The sequence below is a fragment of the Tautonia rosea genome (assembly GCF_012958305.1).
GTDB classification, from domain to species: Bacteria; Planctomycetota; Planctomycetia; order Isosphaerales; family Isosphaeraceae; genus Tautonia; species Tautonia rosea.
In genome coordinates, this window is sequence record NZ_JABBYO010000005.1 from 45,736 (window position 1) to 69,640 (window position 23,905).

The window sequence follows — 23,905 nt, forward strand, 5'->3', positions numbered from 1 at the left end:
CCGAAACGATTGCGTGGAGAAGGCCGCTTCGAAGCGACCCTCTCCACCTCTCGCCAGTCGTCACGGATTGAGATATCCCGGCAAGTACCGGCTCGCCTGAGGAGCGATCCGGTCGGCCGGGTTCGACCCATCGACGAGCGAGAACGCCACCCCCAAGGGCGACCGTCCCGGCCGAGCCCCTCGGGTATAGCGCCCTTCTCCCCAATGCTCGCCCAGGGCCACGACATCGAACCGCCTGATCGTCTCCGAGCGGCGGTCAACCTCGATGATCCCCATCACGCTCGCGTCATAGCCGCGATCCGCCTTTGCCACTTCCGCCGAGGTCGCAAGCAGCGCCTTCCCCTTGAGCCGCAGCCGGACACGATCGGGCGAAACATCCTCGACCATCAGGGTCATCGCTGCTTCCCGGACATCCTCGGCGCTCCAGAACGGCGGTTCGCCTCGCGTGTTGTCGACCAGATGGAAGCGGACGATCCGCTCCACGACCCGATCGGGGATCGTCACCACCTGTCCCGGAGCCGGGTTCCTGGCAGGAATCAGGGCCTTCCAGTCCTCTCGGGTCAACCAAAGGTGGTCGCGAGCGGCCTCACCCCCCCGACCCGGAGCGCAGGAGTAGCGGTCCGGATCCGATCCCGCCTCCTCCCGTTCCAGGGCTCGGGTGAACACCTTGACGATCAGACCATCTTCGGGAGGAGTCCGATCGTACTGTTCGTCGACGGGCCCCGGAGCGCCCGCCGTGATCGCTCCCGGACGACGGCGTGCCTCGGGGAGCCGTTTCCAGGTGTCGAGTGCGCCTCGGAGCACCTCGCGCATCACGTCCGGGGCTTGTCCGGCGTTCTTGTAGGCCAGCAAGGTACCGTCGGGAGTCAGGGTATAAATGCCCTGGAGCGTGCCACCCCCGTCCCCTCGAGGACCCTGAGCAGCCACCTTGCGTAGAAAATCCCCCTCGGCGTCCTGACGACGCCGCTGATACCAGTCGTCTCCCACGACCGGAATGAAGTCATCGGAAGCCATCCGGATGATCTCCGGATCCGAGAAACTGAGCGCACGGCCCAGAACCCCGTTGTTTCAGGTGCAGCCGAGCGGATTGCCGTCCATCTCCCATAGAAGGATCGGCTTCCCCTCGGCCGCCGCCTTCCGCCTCGCCTCCCAGAGGCTCGTTTCCCAGGGAATTTGAAGCCAAAGTTCTTCATCCGCCTTTGGCTGGATAAGCTGATGAAGCGCCTCAAATCGCTCCGGGTCGATCGGTTCCGACGCCCGAAGGTTCGGCCCGATCAGAAGGGCCAGCGAGGCCCCCGCCAGCGCGAGTGTTCGAGGACCGATCCCGAGCATCTTGTCGTTCTCCTGGTGAGTGATCGCGTGCCCCAACTCCCGATTGGGGTGCCATCATCTTAACGCTTGCATCCTACGATCGCCGGGAAGCTCGGTTCAACTGTTCGGAAAAGCCGACCGAGCCGGCACTCGCCATTGCCGACCGAACACCCAACGAAGACGCCCTGCAAGGAGGCGGTCATGCCACTCTCTGCAGGGCGTCTTCGTTCTGTCAGGTCGTTTACTTACGATTCCAAAGGTCAGTTGCGTCGGCCGCCGACCCGCTCAGCCGCGGGGACGGGAGCCGAGGCCACGACCTGAGCACCGATCGTCACGTAGTCGCCGACGATCTTCTCGACTTCCTGGTTGTAGAACGATTCGCGATTCCAGACCTTCTTGTCGTTGGCCGCCGCTCGGGCCATCGACTCGGGCTGTTCGATCAGTTCCTCAACCTCCTCATCCTCGTCGCTCTTGAACTCGGCGATGAAGAGGTCTTGTTTCAAGGGCAGTTCCTTGCGGGTCTGCCGATCAATGAACTTCTGGATCGCCTCGGCCTGCTTCTGGAACTTCTCGTCTTCCTCCCGGCGCTTGGCCGAGCGGTCGATCAGTTGCGCAATCAGTTCCGGAGAGACGCGGCCCCAGTGCTCGTGCGGCAAGGGGTCGATCTCGTCGAATTCGAGGGCGTTATCCATCTCCCCTTCGCCGAGCTTCTCGATATGGTCGGCGACGGTCGGGATGTGAATGTCCGGCGTCACTCCTCGAACCTGCGTGCTCATGCCGTTGGCGCGGTAGAACTGCTGGATCGTCAGGCGAAGGGCCCCCAGGTTCGGGAAGCCTTCGGGATTACGAAGCCAGTTGTTCAGGTCGATGATGCTCTGCACCGTGCCTTTGCCAAAGGTGCTGGAGTCGCCGATCACGAGCCCTCGACCGTAGTCCTTGATCACTCCGGCGAAGATTTCCGAGGCACTCGCGCTGGTGTGGCTGATCAACACGGCCAAGGGACCATCGTAGGCCGTCCCCGCGTCCTCGTCGTTGTACGGCAAGATGCCGTCCGCGTCTCGGACGCGAACCACCGGGCCGGTATCGATGAACAGGCCCGACAGCGAGATCGCCTCCAGCAACAGGCCGCCGCCGTTGCCTCGCAGGTCGATCATCACGCAATCGACCCCTTGCTCCTCGAACTCGGCCAGAAGCTTCTTGCAATCGCCGGTCGCGCTGACGGCGTTGGCATCCCCCCGACGAACCGCGGCGGTGTCGCCGTAGAAGCTCGGCAGGTTGATCACACCGATCTTCAGTGGGGTGCCGTCCGGAGCGGTGGTTTCGATCACCTCACCTTTGGCGTGCTGGTCGGCCAGCTCGATCTTCTCGCGGACGATGTCGTACGTCTTCCGCTCCTTGGTGCCGGCCGGCTGCACGATCAGCTTGACGGTCGTGCCGCGCTTGCCTCGGATCACCCGGACGACGTCGCTAATCTTCTTCTCGTAGAAATCCTCGATCTCGCCGTCTTCCTTCTCGACGGCCAGAATCTTGTCCTCGGCCTTGAGCCGACCATCCTTCGCGGCGGCCCCGCCGGGAATGATCTCCTTGATGACCGGCAAGCCGTCTTCCATCGTCAACGACGCACCGATCCCCTCCAGCGAGAGCTGGAGCTGCTGGTTCATCATGTCTTCCAGGTTCTTCCAGCCCATGTACTCGCTGTGCGGATCGATCGACTGCGAGAGGGCCGAGAGGTAGAACTCCATCAATTCGAGCATTTCAAACTGACGGAAGTACCTGTAGAGATTGTCCTTGTAGCGAATCTTCAGCCGCTTGACGGCCTCGTCGTACTCGGTGTCGTTGAGCATCTGCACAAGGAGCTGATACTTCAGCTCTTTGCGCCAGCGTTCGCGGGCTTCCTCGGCATCGGCCGGGTAGTCGAGCAGGTCGGGGTCGTCAATGTAGGTTTCCTCGACCTCGAAATCGAAGCCTTCGTCGAGCATGGCATTGATGGCTTCAAACCGCTCGTCAAGGCGGGTCCGGAACCGCTCGAAGACCATCTGAGCGAACGAGAGATCACCGCGCCGGATCTGGTCGTCCAGCTCGTTCTTGAACGGCTCGAACTCGGCCAGGTCATCCTTCGTGAAGAACAGCTTGCCGCGGTCGAGCGACTCAATGAACTTCTCGTGCCACCTGGACGAAACCTCGTCGTCGATTTCCGGCTTCGAGAGGTGGGCCCGTTCGATCAGCTCGGCAACAATCCGTGCCGTGATCCGGTCGGCCTGCGAGGGGTCAATCTTTGCATCCTGCGCTCCCAGCATCGCTGAGACGCCCACGACGACCCCAAGGGCCGCCGCAATTCCTTTGAACCGATGTCTTGAAATCCGGGGCATACAGGCGGCTCCCGTTACGATCGCGTGACGAACATCTTGCAAGTGGGACGGAACGATCCGCTCCCAGCCGATCCGATCAACGCGACGCAGACCTCCCAAGGGCCAACGCCGACGGGCGGGCTCCAGACTGGCCGCTCAGAAGGCGACCCTCGTTCCAGAACATGGTTATTGTACGCACAATCTCGCGAATTGTGCGAGAAGACTTCTCATGACTCCGAATTCCTTCTTTCTCGACCGAGAAGCACGGAAAATTTGGGGGTTTAGGAAGTTCGGCGTGTATGCTTCAGTCGGAGCAAAGGGGCGTTTGGGACCAACCGACGTATACCCCCGAACTCCCCGCTCCTTCTCCTGATGATGCTCTCCTAAGATATTCGGAGCGAAGATCGATGAGCCGCCAGGCCATTCTGAGCATGCCGCTCAGTTTTGCCATTGTCCTGGTCGCCGCGATGGCCCTTTCCGGCACCGCCCGTCAGGCGGATTTGGGCTTTCCGGCCGAAAATCCCGGCACTTCCTTCACGGTTGCCGAGTCGAACTCTGATGCGCCGACTGCGGCTCCCGTCGAGGTCGAGCAACCGATCGCCAATCCCACCGCGGCCTTGCTCCCCGTCGAGGAACAGGGGCATGGCCAGGAAAAGGGAAAACTCCCCGACGAGGCCCCTCACACGCCCGGTGAGACTTCGGCTCACCCCGCAGGTCCTTCCGCGCCCGAACCGCCGCCGGCGCTGACGACCCCTGAATCATCCACCACTCGGGATCGAGAACACTGGCGGCCGATCGTTTCGCGCTCGTCACCCCCATCGCCTTGATCTCAGACCGAGGGCGATCCGATCATTCCTCCGCCGGTTGCCCTGCCTTCTGGCCCCAGATCCGAATGTTCCGGAACTGACCCGAGTCGTCGAACGATCCGACGCCGATCCGACCGGCCCCAAACGTCTGATCCACGGTTGTCATGATCGGCCTCTCCATGTCGTCGAAGTAGACGCGAATCGTCCCGTCCCCGACGTTTCGGAAGAGTCGGACGTGGTGCCAGCCGTCCGTCCACGGGGTGCCCTCGGTCCGTTCCTTGGCGATGGAGACCCGAGGCTCGCCGTTCACCAGGAAGATGCTGTGCGCGTGGGGGTCGGCTTCCTTGCCCAGGTGAACGTAATAGAAGTGGCTCGGATCCTGGTGACCAAAGAAGAGGCAGAGATCCCGGTGCCCGTAGTCTCGGGTCGTCGAGCGGACGTCCAGGTCCATGACAAACGAGCCGAGCCAGAGGTGCTCCATCAAGGCGATGTTCAAGGGGGAGCGCACCTCAGGCTGATAGTCGCTGCCCGAGTGCTGCTCCAGCACCTTCTGCCCGTCGACCTCGGTGATCCGCCAGGCGTTGGGGTCGGTGAAGACCCAGCCTTCCAGCCCGTGCGAGTCGAAGGTCGAGACGGCCGCCAGGGGCCAATCCTGAGCGGCCTTCGGACGTTCTGGTTCGTCGGCAAGAACGAAGGTCGTACCGAGCACAAGCGCGACGGAGGCAACGGTGGCGATCATCAGACGACTCCGGATCGGTTTGGGAGAGGAATCGAGCGCAGGCCAACGGTCAGACGCTACTGCGGAAGTACATCACGTCCCCATCCTGGACGATGTACCCTTTCCCCTCAAGACGCTGGAGGTTCTGCGCCTTCGCCTCTTTTTCGGAACCGGCTCGGATCAGGTCCTCATACGGCGTCACCTCGGCCCGGATGAATCCTCGGGCCAGGTCAGTATGGATCTTCCCGGCCGCCTCGACCGCGTTGCTCCCTCGTTCCAGGTTCCAGCCGCGCACTTCCGGGTCGCCCGCCGTGAAGAAGGTGATGATCCCGACCGCGTCATACGCTGCCCGGATGATCCGGTCACGGCCTAGCTCGGTGATCCCCCATTCCTCCATGAACCCGGCTCGCTCGTCGGGACTCATCTGCTGAAGTTCCAGCTCAAGCTGCGCGTCGATTGCCAGGGCATTCGGGAACATTTCCGCAACCTTGGCTGGGACTCCTTCCCCTTGCGGAGCGTTCACGACCACCACCATCGCCTTGTCGGTGAGGATGCCGAACGATCGCATCGGCTTCTTCTCCTCCTCGGTCAGCTCCAGATCGGCGATCGCCTGCTCGCTTTCCAGCGCCGCGGCGCATCGTTTGACGACCTCAAGCTCCTTGATCAGAGCATCCCGGTCCGGCCTCGGCTTCTTCACCTGGCTTTCGAGCGTTTCGGCCCGTTTGGTCAAGACACTCAAATCGGCGAAAACCAGTTCATCGCGGAAACTGGCCAGCTCGGCGGCAGGGTCCTGATCGGGGGTGAAGCCGTTCAATACCACCACCAGGGCGTCCCCTTTGCGAATCAGGGCGAGCCGCTGCGGGTTGTCTCCGCTGCTCCCCGGTAAGAGCCCCGGTGTATCGAGGATTTCGAGGTTCGCCCGGGTAATTTTCTTCGGAGAGAACATCGCCGCCAGCGAGTCGATGCGCGGGTCGTTCAACTCGGCAATGCCGACCTGCCCCGAGTGAACCTTGCCGGGGTCGGGCGTGACCCCAGTCAATAACTGAAACAAGGTGCTTTTCCCACTGCCGGCGAAACCGACCAGACCCGCTTGCATCGACTTGGTGTCCTTCCGTCACTCAATGAATTCAACGAGACGAGAACGTCTGAAGACGGTCTCCATCAACCCGGCTGGGGTTTCAAGCCCAGTTCCAGCGCATCAAGCTGTGCGTCGAGTTGTGCCATCACGTCGGGGCCGAGAGGAAGGTCGCCGAACCGGACCCGGTAAAAGGCTTCCACCACCCGACCGGGGACGTCGGTCAAGGGGCGTCCCTCGTGGTCCTGAATCCGGTCGCCGAGCAGCAACGAGGCCCGTCTCGCGAACTCACGCGGAGTCTCGGTCGCAGGGCGCTGAAGCCCATACTGCTCTAGAACCTTGACGAGCCGAACATAGGCGGCCAGAGCTCCCGAGAGTTCGCCGGCCCGATCATCTTCTCCTCCCAGGCGTCGACTCATCATCTGCCAGAGCCGACGGCCCAGAGTCAGCAACCCGACCAGCAAGAGCATTCCCAGCGACGAGACAATGAACCCTCGAATGCTGAAAAACGCCGTCGGGCTCGGAAAATCCGTCAGCCATCGAACGACATTCATCAAGGCCATCCGCATGATCCGGAACCCTTCGCGTGCCTCGGCCACCAGAGTCCGGATGGGCTGATAGAGCAATTGCTCCTGGCGATCGGCGTTGAATCCCGCGATGTAAAACACCCAGATATACCGAACGAAGTCCGACACCTGCCGCAAACTTTTCGGCAATCGGCTGACCAGCGCCACCTGTTCCTCTCGCTCGGCCGCCGGGGCTGGATCGAGCGTCAGCCAGCGGGGCAACCGATCGGAGGTGCTGGTGGAACCGACGTACGCTTCGACCCAACTGTGCGCATGTCGTTGCCGGATTGTGAGCATCTGGGCCAGGTCGTTCCAGTCTCCCCCTTTAAACCCGTTGACCACCCGAGCCGGGATCCCCTGACTTCGGAGCAACAGCGTCAACGCACTGGCGAAATATTCGCAGTGTCCCCGACGCGTGTTGAGCAGGAAATCCAGGTTCGGATCAAGGCTCGGATCGCTCCGGGTCATCTGAAGCGTGTAGCGAAACGTTCCCGAATCCCTCAGGTATCGTTCGATCGCCTGGGCCCGTTCCACCACGTTTTCGGGAGGAATGCCCGCCACCACCCGATCGGAGATTTCCCGGAGCGGCGCCTGAAGGGACGGCGGAACGTCTCTCATGCCGGCCGCATCAGGAAAATAATTCAATATATCATTCTCGCCCGGTTGAACCGAAATCGGCCCGGTGTCGGCATCGGACTTGACCACGTAATCGAGCGGGCCGTAATTACGCCGGATACCCGTCAGCCGTCGCACACCCCGATCCGGATCACGGATCAAAGTTCCATCGTGCGAGTTTAAGGCGATCAATCCGTCCGGGCGTACTGCGATTTCGAGGATCGGCCGCAGCGCGAAGATCACCCGCTCGGCGGTTTCTTCCATGCGGATCCGTTGTTCGAGGATCTGGTCCGGGGCACGACGGTATGCCGGAGGCGAGCCCAGCTGAATCGCTCCCCGATCGCGTCCCCAGCTGCCGTCGTCATAGCGAGACAGCGTCACCCCTCTCCAGAGCAGTTCCCCTTCCTCAGGCTGAAACCGTCGCCCACCCTTGAACAGCTCGGCCGTGAAGACGACCGTATCGTTTTCGAGGATCTCCCCCATCTGGCCGAGCTGAACCTCGTCGCTGAAGCCGGTCAGGCTGCGCGGTGCGGAGGCACCTCGAGGCGATTGCGACCGCACCTCCGATCGCGGCATGATCAAGAAGATGAACATGCCAAGCAGTAAGGTCATTGCAGCCGCTCGGGCGGTCGAGATGTAAAACGGCAGACCAAAGAGCCCCGGATACGGTTCCGGCTCGACCCGGCCTTGCTCGTCTTCTGCCAGTCGCACCGGCCCGCTTCGCTGCCACTCCGCTCCCGATCGGAGCGACTCGCGGTGCAGATAAAACAGGCTCAGCACCCACAAAGCAAGGATCGCCCAGGCCACCAGAAGGATGCCGACGCGGTCTCCCTGGCTGAGGAAACAGCCGACGAGCACCTGCATCAGGCCCAGCACGATCAGATACCAGTCGTCCGCCGGCTCTTTCTGGCGGAACATCTTGACGATCGTCAGGTAGTACAGCCAGTGGCCGCACGCCAGAACGAGCTGACTCCGATCCAACTGGTACTCGAAGTAAACCAGCACTAACGAGGCGATCCCGAGCAGGTTGGCCGCTCCAGTGCTCAACCCCTTGCCCGGCCGACGATCCACCGCGAAGTACGCAATCATTCCCGCCAACGCCATCACAATCGGGAAGAACTTCGGATAATGGAAAAACGATCCTCCCAGATCGATCGTTGCGTCCGAGTCGATATTCAGGATCAAGGACGAGAGAAACAGCAGCACGTACATGCTGATTCGATAGAGTGACGCGAATCTCACGAGCGCCCTCCTCCGTCCCGCGACGGCACAGGAATCATCCTCTCTCGATCGACGAGGACCGCTCCGTTGCCTTCGGCGATCTTCTGCTCGCTGCCAGTGTCATCCTCGTCTCCGAGGCTCGCCCGATCGCTCATCGGACCGACGTCGATCCCAACCCCCCGTCCACCATCGAAGCGAATGTAGCGTTCCAGGTCTCCCCGAGAGGCATCCAGCAACAACGTCCGCCCCGTCAGTCTCAGGCCGGTCGATTCGTTCAGGCGGGTCGAGCGTTCGTACTCTTCGGCAAGATTGATCGCCCGGGTCGAGACGATCAGAATCATCGCATCACGGAGCATCGATGGCGGCATCACGTCCAGCAATCCCCCCACGTGTCCTTCCGGAGTGGGCCGAAGCAAGGCCAACGCTTCGAGCAGCTCGTGCAGCAATCGGATCGACGCCGGGCCGTGCCGGATCGCCGGGGCCGGTCCGGTCCAGCCAAGCAAGAGCCGACGCCCTTGCGATCGGCACGTCTCCAGGCACACGGTCGCGCAGAATCGAATCGCCCGTTCCACTGCCTCTCGCTGCTCGGCCGTCGCCTTCGTCCGAGGCAGCCAGGGATCGAGCAGGACCACGAGATCCTGGTCGCTCTGCTGTTCAAACTCCTTGACCATCGGCTGACCGAGTCGGGCACTGGTTCGCCAGTGGATCCACCTCGGGCTGTCTCCCGGCCGATAGTCGCGTAGACCATGATATTCCTGCTGCTGCGACGAGCGATCGTGCCGACGCCCTCGACGTGTCTCCGTTGCCTCTCGGAAGACCCGCCGCCAGCGCCTCGTCAACGTGCCCACCGTCGGATAGACGATCAACGACCCCGGTTGCTCGATGGTCACCCGACGTTCCAGCAACCCAAACGGCAATCGCGTGACCAACTCGATCGTCCCGAACCGATACCGACCTCGCGCCGGAGCCTGACCTTTCCAGGTCACTCGCAGCCGATCTTTCCCCGGGACCCTCGAAAAAAAGACCTTCGGATACAGCTCGCGCGCCGCCGAAGTGCCCGGTTCCTCAGGGGTCAAGAGATCCACCGCCGACATCGCCAGCGCTTCGCGCCATCGGTGAGGGTTTTCCAGCGTGTAGTCGATGACCAACGGATCCTCAGCGAAGACGAACGGCGGCCCTCTCCGAATGACCCGAAGCCCCCGTAGCACCGACGCGCTGACGAAGATCGACCCCACGATCGGACCGGCCGCCAACCCGGCGATCAACAGCACCAGATTGATCTGCTGATACAGCCCCGTTCCGAGCAAGATCAGCCAGACGGCGATGTATCCCACCCCCTCGACTGTCCAGCGTAACGTCTGACTCGGCCGCAGCGCGGCGGTGGCGGCGCGGGCGATCTTGCCGATCGGGCTTCGAGCCATGCGATGGTGTCCCCGACGGGTTCAGAGCCGTCCGGTTGGTTGATTGGTTCTGGAAAGGATCGGAAGAAGCAGCGAAGTGGCACGGAGACTTAGGACGGCACCCGGATCCGATCGACCAGATCGCGGATAATCGCCTCCGAGGCGTTGAACTCACCGGCCTGGAGGAACGATTTGCCAACAACCCGGTGGGCAAGGACCGGCAGGCTCATCGTCTTGATATCGTCGGGCACCACATAAGATCGCCCCGATACCAGGGCAAATCCCTGCGCCGCCCGGTAGAGCGTCAGCGCTCCTCGGGTGCTAACGCCCACGTTTAGGTCTTCGCTTTCTCGGGTCGCATGAACAATCTCCAGCAAGTAATCAGCGATTGCATCGTCGACCTTCACGGTTCTCGTTGCATGTTGGAGTCTCAGCAACTCCTCGCGAGAGAGCACCGGCTGAAGCGATTCCACCGGCTCTCCCATCCGGTGCGTGGTCAGAATATTCCGTTCCTCGCTCCGCAAAGGGTATCCCATCCGAACCCGCATCATGAAGCGGTCGAGTTGGCTCTCGGGCAGGACATAGGTCCCTTCGAACTCAAACGGGTTCTGCGTGGCCAGGACCAGGAAGGGCGGTTCGAGGGGATACGTTTTTCCTTCGACCGAGACCTGACGATCCCCCATCGCTTCGAGCAGGGCACTCTGCGTTCTCGGGGTCGTTCGGTTGATCTCATCGGCCAGAATCACGTTCGCGAACAACGGGCCGGGCTTGAAGACAAATTCCCCCGTCCCCGAGTTGTACACGCTCGATCCCAGGATGTCCGACGGCAGCAGGTCCGGCGTAAACTGCACTCTCCGGAAACTGCAATCAATGCTCGCGGCCAGCGCCCGGGCCAGCAGGGTCTTGCCCACGCCCGGCACGTCCTCGATCAGGACGTGCCCTTCGGCCAGCAGCGCCACTGCCACAAGCCGGATCACCTCCGGTTTGCCCAGCACCACCGTGCCGATATTCTCGATCAGCCGATCGAGCTGCGCAAGCAGCGATTCCAGTTCCGGCGCGGACAACTCGTCGGTGGTCGGAGCACTCATAAACGTCTTCCGCGAAGGTCGCTCGATTCGAAGGCGGCGAATCACAATCGGCCGATTATACAAACGACGATCTTCCGTTTCTATGCCCCGGATCGCGGTCGTCCTCCCCGACTCGTGACGTGTTGCTCCGCGTATGGTATGGTTCGACCCGGAAGCAGTGGGCGATTCGACGGTCGATCGCCCCGATCGGATTCGGAGAGAACCGGGCCAATGGCCGAGGCACCGCCGACGGTCGCCCTCCTGGCCGGCCACATCTCCCAGCGCGGAGAGGTTCGCCGGCTGGCTCAACTCGTCGATCGCCTCGCTCACCGAAGCATCGCCGCGCTGGTGATCTGTGCGGGAGGTGCGGCCGACCTTCGAGAACTCGGCGTTCCCGTCCTCGAAGACCCCTGGCTCAATCGCTCCTGGCTCTCCCGGATCGCCGTCCGACGACTCCTGGTCGACGATTCCGACCCCCGGCTCTCGCTCGTCCATGCCCTTCACGACGAGGTGACCGACGCCGCCGCTCTGCTCTCAATCGCACGCACCCTGCCCCTTATCCGCACCATCGAAGACGACCCCCCCGCCGACGCCTCGCTCCGACTCCATCTTGCGTCTCTGGCCGCCGTGGTCGTTCCCGATGACGGCGTGCGTCAACGACTGGTCGAACGCTCCTTCCTCTCAGACCGCTTCTTTCAGGTGATCCCTCCGGGGATTGACCCTGCGATCGGTGCACGGTCCGAGAACGATCCGCTCGACTCCAGCCGGCTGCCGGTCATCGGTGCCATCGGCCGATTCGGCCCGGCCTCCGGATTCGAAACCTTTCTTGACGCCATCTTCCGGATCGTCGAAACCGGCCGCGACATCGAGTTCCTCATCGGCGGCCTCGGACCCGGAGAGCCCCGCCTCCGCCGCCGAGCCCATCGGCTCGAATTGACCGATCGACTCACCTTCGCTCCACCCGCCGCCCTCGAATCCGCCTTCTGGCGAGTCATCTCGCTCTACGTCCACCCCGCAACCACCCCCACCAGTGCTCCTGCCCTCCGATCCGCCCTCGTTTCCGGTACCCCTTGCATCGCCTCCGACGTTCCCGGGCCCCACACCCTCCTCGACGACGATCGCGGACTCCTGGTCCCCCCTTCCGATCCCTCCCGACTCGCCGCCGCCATCCTCGAACTCCTTGATCAGCCTCTCCACGCCCGGTCACTCGCCAATCACGCCCGATCCTGGGCCATCCCTCGCTTCGACCCCGACCACGAAGCCGACGCCCTCGCTACCCTTTACCAATCCGTCACCTCCTCTCACCGTCGGCGATGACCTCCATCCCCTCCGATCCCGTCAAAAAAATCGTCACGATCGCGTTTTTGTGTTAAATTCAACTCAGAATCCCCAGATTCGCTATTTTGAACTGCATCGGGGCTGATCGGCCTGTGGCGGGACCGAGGAGGATTTCGTTTGCGCAACCGTTACGCCATTGCCTTCGGTCGCGGTCCTTGGCCTTTCGCCGATCGAGGCCATCGCGGTGTGACGCGGTCCGCCCTGACCTCGCAAAGCGTTGCGGGAATCGGCCCATCGGCGCTGTTCAGAGGGTGATCGGGTGCGATCGCTCCGGCTTCGGGAGGGCAGAGCGTTCCTGTTCCTTCCCTTGAATCGACATCTTCGTTGAGAGTGACCTGATGACCAACCCGCGAGCGTTTCGTCCTGTTTCTCTCGAAGGCATGGAAGACCGTGTCCTTCTGAGTACCTTTGGTCGCCCTGCACTCGCAGAGGTCGCGTCGATTGAATCGGGTCGATCTTCCTTGGCGTCCCGGATCGCTTCTCGGCTTCCCGCCGCCTCGGAGGTCGAGAATGTCCCCACTTCAGCCACGGTTCTGGTCGATGGGCGGCTCCCCTGGAATGTTTCCGGCATCGCGCGATTGACGTTCACCGTTTATGCCTCCGAAACCGGAGGCGAGATTCTGTTTCAGGAAACGCAGCGCGTCGTGATCCGTCACGGAACCTTCCAGGTGCGGCTCGGTGCCGACACTCCGGGAGGCCTTCCCTCCTCGCTCGCCTCCGAGAACGACTCCCTGTACATGGCTGTCGCTCGCGTGTTCCGCCCCGACCGAGAACTCGGCCCCCGAACCCCGATCGCCGCGTCGGCCTTCACCCTCGAACCTGGCCCCCCTGGTCCCGAAGGCCCGGCAGGACCTCAGGGACCATCTGGCCCCGAAGGACCGCAAGGCCCGGTTGGTCCCGATGGCCCCCAGGGCGAACAGGGGCCGGTCGGTCCCGAAGGCCCGCAGGGTGAGCAGGGCCCGGTCGGTCCGGAAGGTCCCCAGGGGAATCCTGGTCCGGTTGGTCCGGAGGGGCCTCAGGGAGTCCCCGGCCCGATGGGACCGAGTGGTGTGATTCAGTCCTACTACGTCTCGGGAGTCAGTCAAACCCCGACCTCAACCGTGGCGTTCCTCGGCCCTTCTCAGACCTTCGATGCGGAAGCCGGACAGTCCGTCTTCATCTCCGCTTCGGTCGAATTGGGAACGGGCCTCAGCCTCGGTGAAGGGGCCCTGACCCTCGGCATCGGTGTCATCGAGCCTGGCAACCTCACCGGAACCCCGACGTACATCACCCCCTTCAATGCCCTCTCCGAATCTCCCTTCTCACGGGATATCTACACCCTGAGTGCGATCTTCGCCATCACCACGAGCGGTGAGTACACCTTCGGAATGGCGGGAGCCTCCATCGCTCCCAACTGGCAAGGGGGATTCGCGGCCTCAACCACCATCCTGGTCTTTCAGCCCGGCCCGATGACATGAGTTCCGAGGGGCGGCTCCCGAGCAATTCCGGGAGGCCGTCGCATCGCACCACGCCATGAGCGTGTCGCGTGTCAGGAAATGGGGACTGGCTCCGAGTCCGCAAGGTCCTTGTCCCCATTTCCGGCAGAAGGGATCTGATCGAACCAAGATCACTCTAGCGATCCTGACCGAAGCTCTCTTCGCCGCAGGCTTCGGTCACCTTCCGCTCGTAGACTTTCGCCCAGCACAAGAAGTCGTAGACCGAAAGCAACCCGCAAAACACCAGCCCCGGCTTCCCGTCGAGAAACCCAAGCCGAAACACATAGGAATACACGAACCGGATCAGCGGCCTCATCGGCAGCCTGAGATACACTTTCTTCAAGAATCGCTTGAATCGCTTGCCCCGGCCGATCGTGCGGGAGATCGGCGCATTCAGAAATCGCTCGTATTGCTCAGCTTCCCACGAGGCGTACCGGTTGTGCTTCTCGACCCAGGCGTCGATGGTCGGATAGGCGTAGTGATCCAGTTCGTGCGTCAGGCGTCCGACGCGTCCTTGTAGCTCGACGTGTTCATGGGCTTCATTATCTCCTGTCCGGGCTCCTGGCGTGACGGGCATCCGTTCGTAACGCCCCAGACGATGCTTGAAGAAGCGCAGGTTCCAGCACTCGGCATAGCCGCAGTGGCGAATGCGACGGCCGAGGAAGTAGTACTTCATATTCAGCTCATAACCATCCGCCTCATCATCGGTGATCCGCTGACCAATCTCCTCGGCCAGTTCGGGAGGGACAACTTCGTCGGCATCGACGATCAAGACCCAATCGTTGCGGAAGGGCAGACAGTCGAGCGACCAGTTTTTCTTCTTCGGATAGACCCCGTTGAACTGGAACTGCACGACCGTTGCGCCGTGTTCCTCGGCCACAAACGCGGTCGCGTCGTCGCTCTGACTATCCACAACGAACACCTCGTCCGCCCAGGCCAGGGCAGGCAGGCATCGCCGTAGGTTCTCCGCCTCGTTTTTCACCGGCACAATCACGCTCACCGGCACTCGGGCCGTCTGCGCTTCGTGACGAGGCTTGGTCACGGTCTCGACGATGCTCGTCATGGCTGATCCTTTCCGCTTAGGCTCCGATGCTCATTCGATCCTGAGAACGTTTTTCGATTGCTTCGAAGGGGCAGGGACATGGGAACTGGCTCCGAGTTTTCGAGGTACCTATCCTCCATTTCCCGGCGATCCGCTCCGCTCAATCGAAGAGCGTCCTTGCTCAGTCGGCCGCCTCGACTGCCTCGGGCCGCTGGCCTCCTCCTCCGGCAAGCCATCGGTACACCTCGGCCAACCGTTCCGCCTGCCGGTCCCAGGTGTATTGCGATTCGACCAGAGCCCGTCCTCGATGGCCCAGCGCGGCTCGTTCCTCCTCCGAACGATCCAGGATCGACCGCAGCCCCTCCGTCACGCCTTTTCCAGTCGGTTCCACCACAATCCCGCCTCCGGCCCGGTCCAGTTCCGGGAAGTGACAGGCAGTGGTCACCACCACCGGCAATCGCGCGGCAAGTGCCTCCAGGATGGCCATGCTGAAGCCTTCGCTATAGCTCGGAAGCACAAACGCATTGGCTGCCCCCCAGACCTTCCTCGCGGCGCTTCCGGAGACGTGTCCCAGTTGGGTCACCCGATCCGCCAGACCCAATCCCTCCATCTGGATCTGGAACGGCGACAACGCCCCGTCGTCGTGTCCAGCGAGCAGAATCTGCACCTCCGGCCGATCCTTCGCCAGGGTCCCCATTGCCTCGGCCAGCAGATCGAGCCCCTTCTTGACGTGCAATCGACCGTAGAACAGGAGCAGGAACTTCCCGACCAGCTCCGGATGTTCCGCCTCCAACGCTGACCGATCCGGCAGGTTCTCGAACGGTCCCAGGTCCACCCCATTCGGCACGAAGCAAACAGTTGCCTTCGGGGCCAGTGCCCTCAGGTGCCCGATTTCAGGACGTGAGAGCGCGTGCAAGCACGAGGCCCGCCGCAGATTCTTCCCCTCCACCAGGGCCGTATAGACTCGCTTCTTGATCGCCTTGTGCTTCAAGGCCCACGGCTCAGCCATGCCATGTGCGGCGATCAGGTACGGCACCCCGAACCGTCTCGCCACGGCCGATCCTCGGCGGGTCTGAAATTGCCAGAGGCCATGCATGTGCACGATCGCTGCCTGTCGGATCGCTTCATCGAAATCCGCCTCCGGACCATGCAGTGTCAGGCCGACCGGCAGATCGAGTGCCTCGCGTCGTGAGGGGGTCGGCGTGACGATCTCAACCCGCTCCTCCCCTCGACCGGCCAGCGCTCCGGTCATTCCCAGAATGCTCGGCACCATGCCTCCGTCTCGCCTCGGATCAAGGCCATTGCACAGATGCAGCCAGCCTGTCCGGGTCGACCGCGATGCCTCGGTCGATGCTTCCAGTCCTGTTGCAGTGATTGCTTGTGCCGGCATGGCGATTCCTCGATGTCCATTCATTTGAAATTCAAACGTATCGCGAACCGTTTTTGGTTATGAGGCTCGCCGCAATCCTGGCCTGCTCCGGACCGCGACAGCCCGATCAAGCGCCTCCAACAATCCTGTTCCAAAGCGTTCCGGACCCCATTGCCCCACAATCTCGGCGGCGCGTTGGCCCATCGACTCACGTTCTTCAGGAGATCGGCTTGCCATCCACGCGAGGGCATCGGCGATCGCCTCAACCTGCGTCGGATCAAACTGCAAGCCGGTCGTACCCGCCGGTTCGGGAACGAGTGTTCCGGCCGCCCCGACCCGATCACTCACCAGCAACGGCAATCCACACGCTGCCGCCTCGTTGACGACCAGGCCCCACGGTTCCGAAACACTCGCCAGCACGAAGCACGAGGCAAAGGCATACCACGGGGCCAGTTCCTCCTCTTGCAAGAAACCTGGTCGGTGGATCCCCTGCCCCCCTCCGCTCCGGGTAATGACTCGCTGGACCGTAAGTTCTTGCGGTCCCCCGCCGCACAGCACCAGATCCCATGCGTTTGCTCGACCTACGCGTTGGCGATACACACCATACGCCTCAATCAGGGCTGGAAGGTTTTTCTCCTCAGCGAACCGGCAGACACTCAGGAAGTACGGCCGCTCCGGTACGCCGTTCCTTCCCTCGGCAGACCTTCGCGTTCCTTCGGCCCGATTGGCAAATGCGGCATTATCCACCGCGTTGTATCCCATGGCGATCCGATCGCGCGGAATGCCCAACGTTTCCAGATACGACCGGTGACTTGCCCCCCCCACCAGGGCCGCATCGAAGACTCGCAATCGCCTTCGCTTGATCGCTTCCTTCCACCACTGGCGAGGACGATCAATCTCCTGACTTTCCGACATCAAGATCGATGGCCGTCCCATCCGTCGCGCCCACCGGGCCGCTGCCATGACTTCGGGCCGAACGTACCCACTCACCGCGACGGCGTCGGGATGATGGCGATCGAGTGCTTCCTCCATTGCCAGCGCGCAATCCTGATCGGTGAGGTCTTCCAGCACCTTTCCTGGAAACAGCACCATCCGATCAAACAGTTCGTCACGATGTTCCGCTTGCCACGGATAGCGACGCTCGATTCCTGCCGTTTCGATGGCGATAAGCCGTCCCCCTCGCGTCGCCAGTTGCGCCGCCGCGGCTCGCAAACGGGCCAGATGGTACGGGCCAAGGTTGGTGAAACTGATCGCGAGTTTCATGGCAAGCACACTCCTTTGTGAGGCTTGATCCTGTTCGGGTGAGTCCGTGCTGCCCTTGATCTCAGGGTTCTGGAACCTGACACCATCACCGTGTGGCTTCCGTCACCCGATGCACCACCCAGAGCATCACCATCGGCGCGAAAATGGTGTGGCCGTACAGGTAATAGAACCAGATCGCCGGATCATCGTTCACCGTCATGAGCCAGGCATTGAAATAGGTCAGGGCCCACCATGCCTGAGCCCAGGGAGTATCGGCATGATAGCGGAAGTAGTCATACCCGCTTCGGATCACAAGCGCCACCACCGCCAGCACGATCAAGGTGCCGATCGCCCCACCGTTGAGCTGAGTGGCTCCGAGAATTCCGATGGCCGGTCCTGTAAACTTTTCATCACGTTTAAATTCGGAGCCCGCCATCCACGCCGCTTTCCACTGGTCGCGTCCGAACAGCGGTTTCTCGGGCCAGAGCGGACGGGGAATCCACGTTGAGAAGAGCCGAAGATAATTCGCACCGTAGTCGTAGTCCGACTTGTGCGGTACGGTGTCCATCATCAACAGGAAACCACCGTACTCCTTCGTTTCGTGGCTCATCGCATACCGCAGTGGCATCCCCTGAGTGTTGGTCGACTCCTTGAGGTTCAGACTGACAAGAATCTCCGACGGATCAAACGTGGTCACAAATTCCAGGAAGGTGTCGATCCCTCCTTCCTTGCTCCGGTTGTGCTGAATCCGCCAGCCGATCGCCACTGCCACCACCAGGCACCCGATCCCCGCCGCCGTCGCGATCGTACCGATCGACGGACGTCGATACCTCGGCAGATACCACGCGGCGAAGGCGGTCAGAATCCCGAACAACGAATGCGACCGCTTGCCGAAATACATCCAGATCAAGGTGTACGAGAGCGTGATCGCCAGCCCCGCCATCGTCAGCGCCGGTCGAGGCCGATTCGGTTGCCGACCCGTGACGATCAGCAAGATCCCCGCCACCAGTTGCATCGTTGGGAACTGCAACATCAGGCGCTGCTCGCTGCTCATCAGGTTCGGATCGTCGCCACTCCAGCGCCTCAGGACGAGCCACGCACTGGCCAGACCCCATCCCACCAGCAACGGAACCAGAGTCATCACGATCCCCGGCGACCACGATCGCGGCGCCCTCGGCAACCGTCCCGCAATCACCTTCCCGATTCCGCTGTAGTAGACCGCCAGAAACCAGAGCAACGCCCAGAACGCTCGCGCATTGGCCGCCGTGGTCACATCCACGCCCCGGACATTGATCGCCCAGTCGCGATGCATGGTGGCCTGAATCACATACACATGAAAGTAACCTGTTAAAAACAACCAGATCGGCGCGAACGGGTCGAAATCGCGTCGGAAGGCCCGCGCAAGCACCAGGCCGACAATGACCGATGCGGTACCGACAACATACTGTTGATCATGATCCATGGGTGCGAATCCTTCGCCCCGGTCCTCGGTGTTCGTTGGCTCAATCCGCCCACGACCGAAGGCCGATCATCCTTGCTCCATCGCTCCCACCGCGACTGCGTCGGCCACCGATCGGTGATACCGAGTCCAGTCGAACGCCTCGGCCCTCGACCGCGCAGAAGCCGCGCACGATGCTCTGAGTTCCGGGTCCGTTCCCAGCCGCTCCATGCCCCTCGCCAGCGATTCGACATCCGCCGGCGGCACCACGATACCGTCCACCCCATCTCTTGCGACCGAGCCCGACGACGGAGTGACCACACTCGGCAAGCCACACGCCAACGCCTCGTACGTCACCACCGCCGACCCTTCGAACAACGACGGAAACACAAACACATCGGCCGATGCCATCACACCCGGCACCTCGCTGTGCGGCACCCGCCCGAGCAATTCGACTCCCTCCATCAACCCCGCCAGCGGGCCGAGGTCTCGGGGGGCCGCCCCCAGCAGTTGCAACCGCCAGCCCGGCCGCCTCACCTGTTGCCATGCCCGCAAGAGGTATGAAATCCCCTTGCGTTGACTGATCCCTCCCGCAAACAGAAACGTGCATGATGATCCATACCGTTTCCCGTCCTGAGGCCGAAACCGTTTCGTATCCGCCGCGTAGGGAATAACCCGAATGCGATCCCCCGGTGTCCCATGCTTGCGTAATTCTCCAGCAATGTGATCCGAAGGGACCAGAATCCGATCGGCCAACTCCAGGTCTCTCAGGCGACGCTCGTGCAGCCAGTCCAGCTCTCCCCGGTCGATCGGCTCGTCGCCGAGATAGAGGTGGAAGACCTCGGCCGATCGCTCTGCCTCCTCGCTCAGAATCCTTCGCTCCTCGCGTACGTCGCCGTGCACCATGCTCAACACGGCGAAGACCCCTTGCCGACGACACTCGGGCAACGCATGCTCCGATCCCACGTCGCTGAAGATCAGGGCCGTCCCAGGCAATGTCAGTCGGATTCTGGATGCGAGCGTCCGGTCAAACCGATCGGTACGCCATCGCGCCATCGTTCCTCTCGCGTTAGCCCAACGCCCCGCAAGGCGACGCTCCAGAGCCAAGCTCGCATCAAATGCCAGGGTCGATCGGACGCGATCCCCCGGAATCGCCTCCAGGTGTCTTCGCTTCAACGATCGTTCGATTCGAGCAAACCCTCCTGGTGCGATGGTCGCTCCCAGACGGCTCCACGACTCATTCCCCCGGTAATAAAACCCGGTCAGGAACGCATCGAGTTGCCCGCGATCTCCCAGGCCGACCACCGCCTGATAGGCCGGCGGACGCGCATCGGGACACGCCACCAGAACCGAGGGCGCTCGATCTGTTGCCGACCCCTCGCCAGCCCGGCGAGGAGGAGGTGCAAGTTGCGTCACGGGGTCATCCCTGAGTCCGGCTCGGCTCGGTTGCAAGTCCTTTGCATGCAGAGGCAAGCGGCATCATAGAACCGATCGCCCCCTCTCGTCAACCGCTCCCTGATCACGGCCGACGACCCACCATCACCATCGACATCCAGAGCCACGGCAATCGTCCCGCTCCCTCAAAGGCCGTGACTTCAAACCCGGCCTCCACCAGCAGGGTCGAAAGGGTCTTGCGCGACCAGAACTTGATGTGTCCCCCGTCCCAGAGCGCCGTGAAGTGCTGGTCCATCTTTCCCGTCGCCGCCAGGGCCAGGTTTTTCAAGTAACCGTGGTACGGCGTCGAAAGAATCAGGCTTCCCCCCGGCTCCAACGCCTCGAACGCCCGTGCGACAAAACATCGGGGATCATACAAATGTTCAATCACTTCGAGCGCAACGATCGCGTCGAATGTCCGATCAAACGGTTCGCAGAGGTTGTCGTACACCGAGCTGACCTCGAACGGAATGCTCGGCCGTTGTTCCCGGGCAATCGCCACACCCGATTCTTCCAGGTCGATTCCAAAAATCCGATACCCCCGATCCTCCAACGCGGAGGCAAATGCCCCGTTGCCGCATCCGGCATCGAGGATCGTCCGAATCTCCGGCCGAGCGGCCAGTTGCCGTAAGACCGGAGGCCAGAGGTACGTATGCGTATGCGGGATCGACGCCGTGTACGACGAGTAGAGGTGCTGTGTCCCGGCAAGGCTCATGATGACCATCCCTGGTGCCTGGCGCGTTGGACCCCGCGGCCGGCTCAGAATCCGCTCGATCCGGCCGCGACGATGCTTCAGGTGTTACTCGATTTCCCTCGTCGCATCAAGTGCGATCCTTCCCGATTCTCAACCCACCTCGACTGCCGGTTCCGGCAAGGCCCGCCCGATCTCCGCCACCCGGTAACCGAACCCCGATCCCCTCACACTCGACCAGTCGAGGGCTCCCGATCGCCTCGCATAAAGCCCCGGATGCACCCTTGCCTCGGCCGTCGAGGCCTCAGGATAAAACTGCATTCCGTTCGTCTCCACTCCCATGATCGTCCCCGCGTGTGCCGCCAGCAGCACATGAGGAATCTGTGCCAGCATCGGGTTCGTCAGGTCCTGTACCATCAAGGTCATCCCGTGCGCCTTCGCCCAGCAGAGCGACAGCAACGCCCCCGTCTGCGTTTTGCATGTCTTTAGCGCCACCCCGGTCCACCCGAGCGACCTCCCCAGCCGCACCAGTTTCCAGTCGTGAGCACTTTCGTCCATGAATAAGGGTTTGCGAGCCGAGACCGATCGCACGTCAATCCGGTTCGCCTCCAGGTCATACGGGAACGGCTGCTCCACATAAAGGATCCTCCCAAACGTCCTTGGTTCATCTTTCATCAACTGATCGAGAATCGCGTTAACGTATGCCGGATCCTGCACCGTGCAGTTGAAGTCGGTCGAGAGCCAGTCCACCCCCGTTTCCTCGGCAATCCGCCCGATTGTCACCATCCGGTCGTAATCCCATTTCGGATCATTCCCGCGCAATTTGATCTTCAAGCATTTCAGGCCATCTCGTGCAATCCAATCGCGCAGCAAGACCGGGTAGCCGTCCTCCGGTTCGTCCCCCGTCAGTTCCTCCGGCCGAATCGGGTCTTTCCCTCCGACCAGGTGCCACGCCGGCAAAACCTTCGGCGGCTCCATCTCCAGGAAATCGTCTGGGAACGTCCCCACAAACGAAGCCCCTCCCGGTTCCGATTCCAGAAACGCTCCCAGATCTTCCTTCATGAAATTCCGACCATACGTTTCATACGTCGGCACTCCGTTCAGATTCCCATACGCATCGTGCAAGGCCAGGTCGAATGCCGAAGCGCAGATCAAGGCCGCCAACCGCGGCATCGCCTCGGTTCCTGATCGCTCCTCCGCGTTGAATCGATCGGTCAGCCCCGGCAACCGCTCCTCTAAAAAGCGATGCCCGAGGCTCATCGCGTGCCCCGTTCCCAGGTCATCCCCGCACCAGCCCTCGGCCAGCCGTTTGCAAAACGCCTCCATCGCCCCCAGGCGATCCTCGACACTGGCCGAACCGGGCCAGGCCCATTGCACACTCAATGGCGTCTCGCCCCACCCTTCGACGGTCGAGCCTGCGTCATCCGTCACGGTCAGCTTGACCCGCGCACAGGTCACGTGCGTCAAGGTTTCCGGTCCGAATTTCAATGGCACGCGCGTCTTGATCGGCAAGAAGTACAGCGAGGCGGCAACCACCCGGGCATCCTTCGGCAAAGGCATCAGTCTACGCTCCTGCGTTCAACTTAACTCGAAACAACGAAACCGTTCATTCCTTGATGCGGCTCAAAGCCTCTGCCGCCAGCCCTCGATATCCGGTCGGCCGCTCCGGCGGACCATCGATCATCCACCCGCTCACCCCTCGGAAGCGGTCGTACACCGTTTGCATCTCCTCCACGTCCGCAAACCAACCGATCACATACGCCGCACCGAACGTGTCGCCCGGCTGGGTCGCCCGCCCACCGATTTCCTGAATCATGCAGACGTAACCCCGCTGATGGCACCACGCCTCGTACACGTCGCTCGGGTTCAACGTCATCCCCGCCAGCCACGGCCCCTCAGGATGTTGATACGCCCGGATGAACCGCTCCTGCATCGGGCCGGCCCCCCGTTGATAGAAAAAGTGTGCATCAGGCGGGAAATCGGAGAAGAACTCCATCGAAGGAATCGTCTCCGGCTCCTCATAACTCAGATAAATGTGTTCGAACCCCGACCCCTTGTCATGCTTCAGGTGCCCCGGAAGGTCAATTCGCAGGAACAGGCAAGGTGATTCGCTCACCGTTGTCACTCGATCCGCGGCCAGAAAGAACCGCTCCCCCTCCGGAAAGATCAACGTTTGCTCCCACAACGATCCCGCCCGATCATGCGGAGCATATGCCTCTGTCCACGCATGTCTCAGCGTGACCGCGGCGAATCCGTCCCCCACGAACACCCTTGGTGCCAGCCGTTTCACCTGCGTGCAAATCTGTGGCCCCTCGACGTATCGCTTGGGGATTTCCCCATGCACCAGGTTCCCGAAGTCATACTGCCCCTCCGGCACAGGCGCTCCTTCGGGGGTCGGCTCCAGCAAGAAATCGACCACGTCCAGCCCAAACCCCAGGTCCCTCGCCCCAGTCGCCTTGTCCTCGAACGACCCTCCCACAACTCCTGACACATACCCCTGCGTCGCCACCTTCGCCCGAATTCGGCTCGTCTCGATCTGCACCTGGGTTTCCGGCGGATAGGTCGTGCCCGAGATGAGCGGTAACTCCTCGCCCGAGGGAGATGCAACCCGAATCAACGGTTCATTCCGGCGTCCGGTCATGGTCGTCTCCCAGGTCGAAGCGTCCACGAGTTCCCTCTGATCATCGTGTCTTGAAGTCGGATTGGACCCTCCCAGCCCCCCCGCGTCCAGGGTGTACTTCCCCGGTCT

Annotated in this window: 19 protein-coding genes; 3 read left to right on the plus strand and 16 right to left on the minus strand. The window is 62.1% G+C overall.

The annotated features are described in order from the left end of the window. Positions 1-60: 60 nt before the first annotated feature. The 3 genes from HG800_RS09965 to HG800_RS09975 form a co-directional block, all read right to left on the minus strand. Positions 61-1,014, minus strand: a complete 954-nt coding sequence (locus tag HG800_RS09965) for a hypothetical protein (RefSeq protein WP_169976432.1) — start codon at positions 1,012-1,014, stop codon at positions 61-63. Between the two features lie 54 nt (positions 1,015-1,068). Continuing rightward, positions 1,069-1,332 (minus strand): hypothetical protein, encoded by a 264-nt coding sequence (locus HG800_RS09970; protein WP_169976434.1) that lies wholly within the window; start codon positions 1,330-1,332, stop codon positions 1,069-1,071. A 239-nt stretch (positions 1,333-1,571) separates the two neighbouring features. Then, on the minus strand, positions 1,572-3,680 hold the full coding sequence (locus HG800_RS09975) for a carboxy terminal-processing peptidase (RefSeq protein WP_169976436.1): 2,109 nt from the start codon (positions 3,678-3,680) through the stop codon (positions 1,572-1,574). A 386-nt stretch (positions 3,681-4,066) separates the two neighbouring features. Here HG800_RS09975 and HG800_RS09980 point away from each other — a divergent pair, with 386 nt between their 5' ends. Beyond that, complete coding sequence (locus tag HG800_RS09980; RefSeq protein WP_169976437.1) at positions 4,067-4,486, plus strand: hypothetical protein; 420 nt, start codon at positions 4,067-4,069, stop codon at positions 4,484-4,486. A 22-nt stretch (positions 4,487-4,508) separates the two neighbouring features. On the opposite strand, the gene HG800_RS09985 is transcribed toward HG800_RS09980, so the two are convergent. The 5 genes from HG800_RS09985 to HG800_RS10005 all read right to left on the minus strand — a co-directional run bounded on the left by HG800_RS09985 (position 4,509) and on the right by HG800_RS10005 (position 11,148). Further along, a complete protein-coding gene (locus HG800_RS09985; protein ID WP_169976439.1) occupies positions 4,509-5,204 on the minus strand; it encodes a hypothetical protein in 696 nt (231 codons plus the stop codon). Between the two features lie 49 nt (positions 5,205-5,253). Beyond that, entirely contained in the window at positions 5,254-6,279 is a 1,026-nt protein-coding gene (locus HG800_RS09990) for a DUF933 domain-containing protein (RefSeq protein WP_169976441.1), read from the minus strand. A gap of 65 nt (positions 6,280-6,344) precedes the next feature. Beyond that, positions 6,345-8,681 (minus strand): DUF3488 and transglutaminase-like domain-containing protein, encoded by a 2,337-nt coding sequence (locus HG800_RS09995; protein WP_169976443.1) that lies wholly within the window; start codon positions 8,679-8,681, stop codon positions 6,345-6,347. Further along, complete coding sequence (locus tag HG800_RS10000) at positions 8,678-10,081, minus strand: DUF58 domain-containing protein (RefSeq protein WP_169976445.1); 1,404 nt, start codon at positions 10,079-10,081, stop codon at positions 8,678-8,680. Before HG800_RS10000 ends, HG800_RS09995 begins: the two co-directional genes overlap by 4 nt. 89 nt (positions 10,082-10,170) lie before the next feature. Continuing rightward, positions 10,171-11,148 (minus strand): AAA family ATPase, encoded by a 978-nt coding sequence (locus HG800_RS10005; RefSeq protein ID WP_169976447.1) that lies wholly within the window; start codon positions 11,146-11,148, stop codon positions 10,171-10,173. A 210-nt stretch (positions 11,149-11,358) separates the two neighbouring features. On the opposite strand from HG800_RS10005, the gene HG800_RS10010 reads away from it, so the two are divergent. Together HG800_RS10010 and HG800_RS27960 are read left to right on the plus strand one after the other, a co-directional pair. Continuing rightward, positions 11,359-12,444, plus strand: a complete 1,086-nt coding sequence (locus tag HG800_RS10010) for a glycosyltransferase family 4 protein (RefSeq protein WP_169976449.1) — start codon at positions 11,359-11,361, stop codon at positions 12,442-12,444. A 359-nt stretch (positions 12,445-12,803) separates the two neighbouring features. Next, entirely contained in the window at positions 12,804-13,922 is a 1,119-nt protein-coding gene (locus tag HG800_RS27960; protein WP_220487811.1) for a collagen-like protein, read from the plus strand. 154 nt (positions 13,923-14,076) lie between these two features. Here the strand turns inward: HG800_RS27960 and HG800_RS10020 are convergent, their stop codons facing one another. From HG800_RS10020 to HG800_RS10055, 8 genes are all read right to left on the minus strand, one after another. Beyond that, on the minus strand, positions 14,077-15,003 hold the full coding sequence (locus HG800_RS10020) for a glycosyltransferase family 2 protein (protein WP_169976452.1): 927 nt from the start codon (positions 15,001-15,003) through the stop codon (positions 14,077-14,079). Between the two features lie 160 nt (positions 15,004-15,163). Next, the gene (locus tag HG800_RS10025) at positions 15,164-16,372 is read right to left on the minus strand and encodes a glycosyltransferase (RefSeq protein WP_169976454.1); all 1,209 of its coding nucleotides are present in this window, start codon (positions 16,370-16,372) and stop codon (positions 15,164-15,166) included. A 57-nt stretch (positions 16,373-16,429) separates the two neighbouring features. Continuing rightward, positions 16,430-17,614, minus strand: a complete 1,185-nt coding sequence (locus HG800_RS10030; RefSeq protein ID WP_169976456.1) for a glycosyltransferase — start codon at positions 17,612-17,614, stop codon at positions 16,430-16,432. Between the two features lie 85 nt (positions 17,615-17,699). Beyond that, entirely contained in the window at positions 17,700-19,055 is a 1,356-nt protein-coding gene (locus HG800_RS10035; protein ID WP_169976458.1) for a hypothetical protein, read from the minus strand. 66 nt (positions 19,056-19,121) lie between these two features. Beyond that, complete coding sequence (locus tag HG800_RS10040) at positions 19,122-20,447, minus strand: glycosyltransferase family 4 protein (protein ID WP_169976460.1); 1,326 nt, start codon at positions 20,445-20,447, stop codon at positions 19,122-19,124. A 103-nt stretch (positions 20,448-20,550) separates the two neighbouring features. Further along, positions 20,551-21,180 carry a class I SAM-dependent methyltransferase gene (locus tag HG800_RS10045; protein WP_169976462.1) on the minus strand — a complete coding sequence of 210 codons (630 nt, stop codon included), beginning with the start codon at positions 21,178-21,180 and terminating at the stop codon, positions 20,551-20,553. A 129-nt stretch (positions 21,181-21,309) separates the two neighbouring features. After that, positions 21,310-22,716, minus strand: coding sequence for a mandelate racemase/muconate lactonizing enzyme family protein (locus tag HG800_RS10050; RefSeq protein ID WP_169976464.1), 1,407 nt, complete (start codon positions 22,714-22,716; stop codon positions 21,310-21,312). 46 nt (positions 22,717-22,762) lie between these two features. Further along, a complete protein-coding gene (locus tag HG800_RS10055; protein ID WP_169976372.1) occupies positions 22,763-23,797 on the minus strand; it encodes a hypothetical protein in 1,035 nt (344 codons plus the stop codon). Between the last annotated feature and the right edge of the window lie 108 nt (positions 23,798-23,905).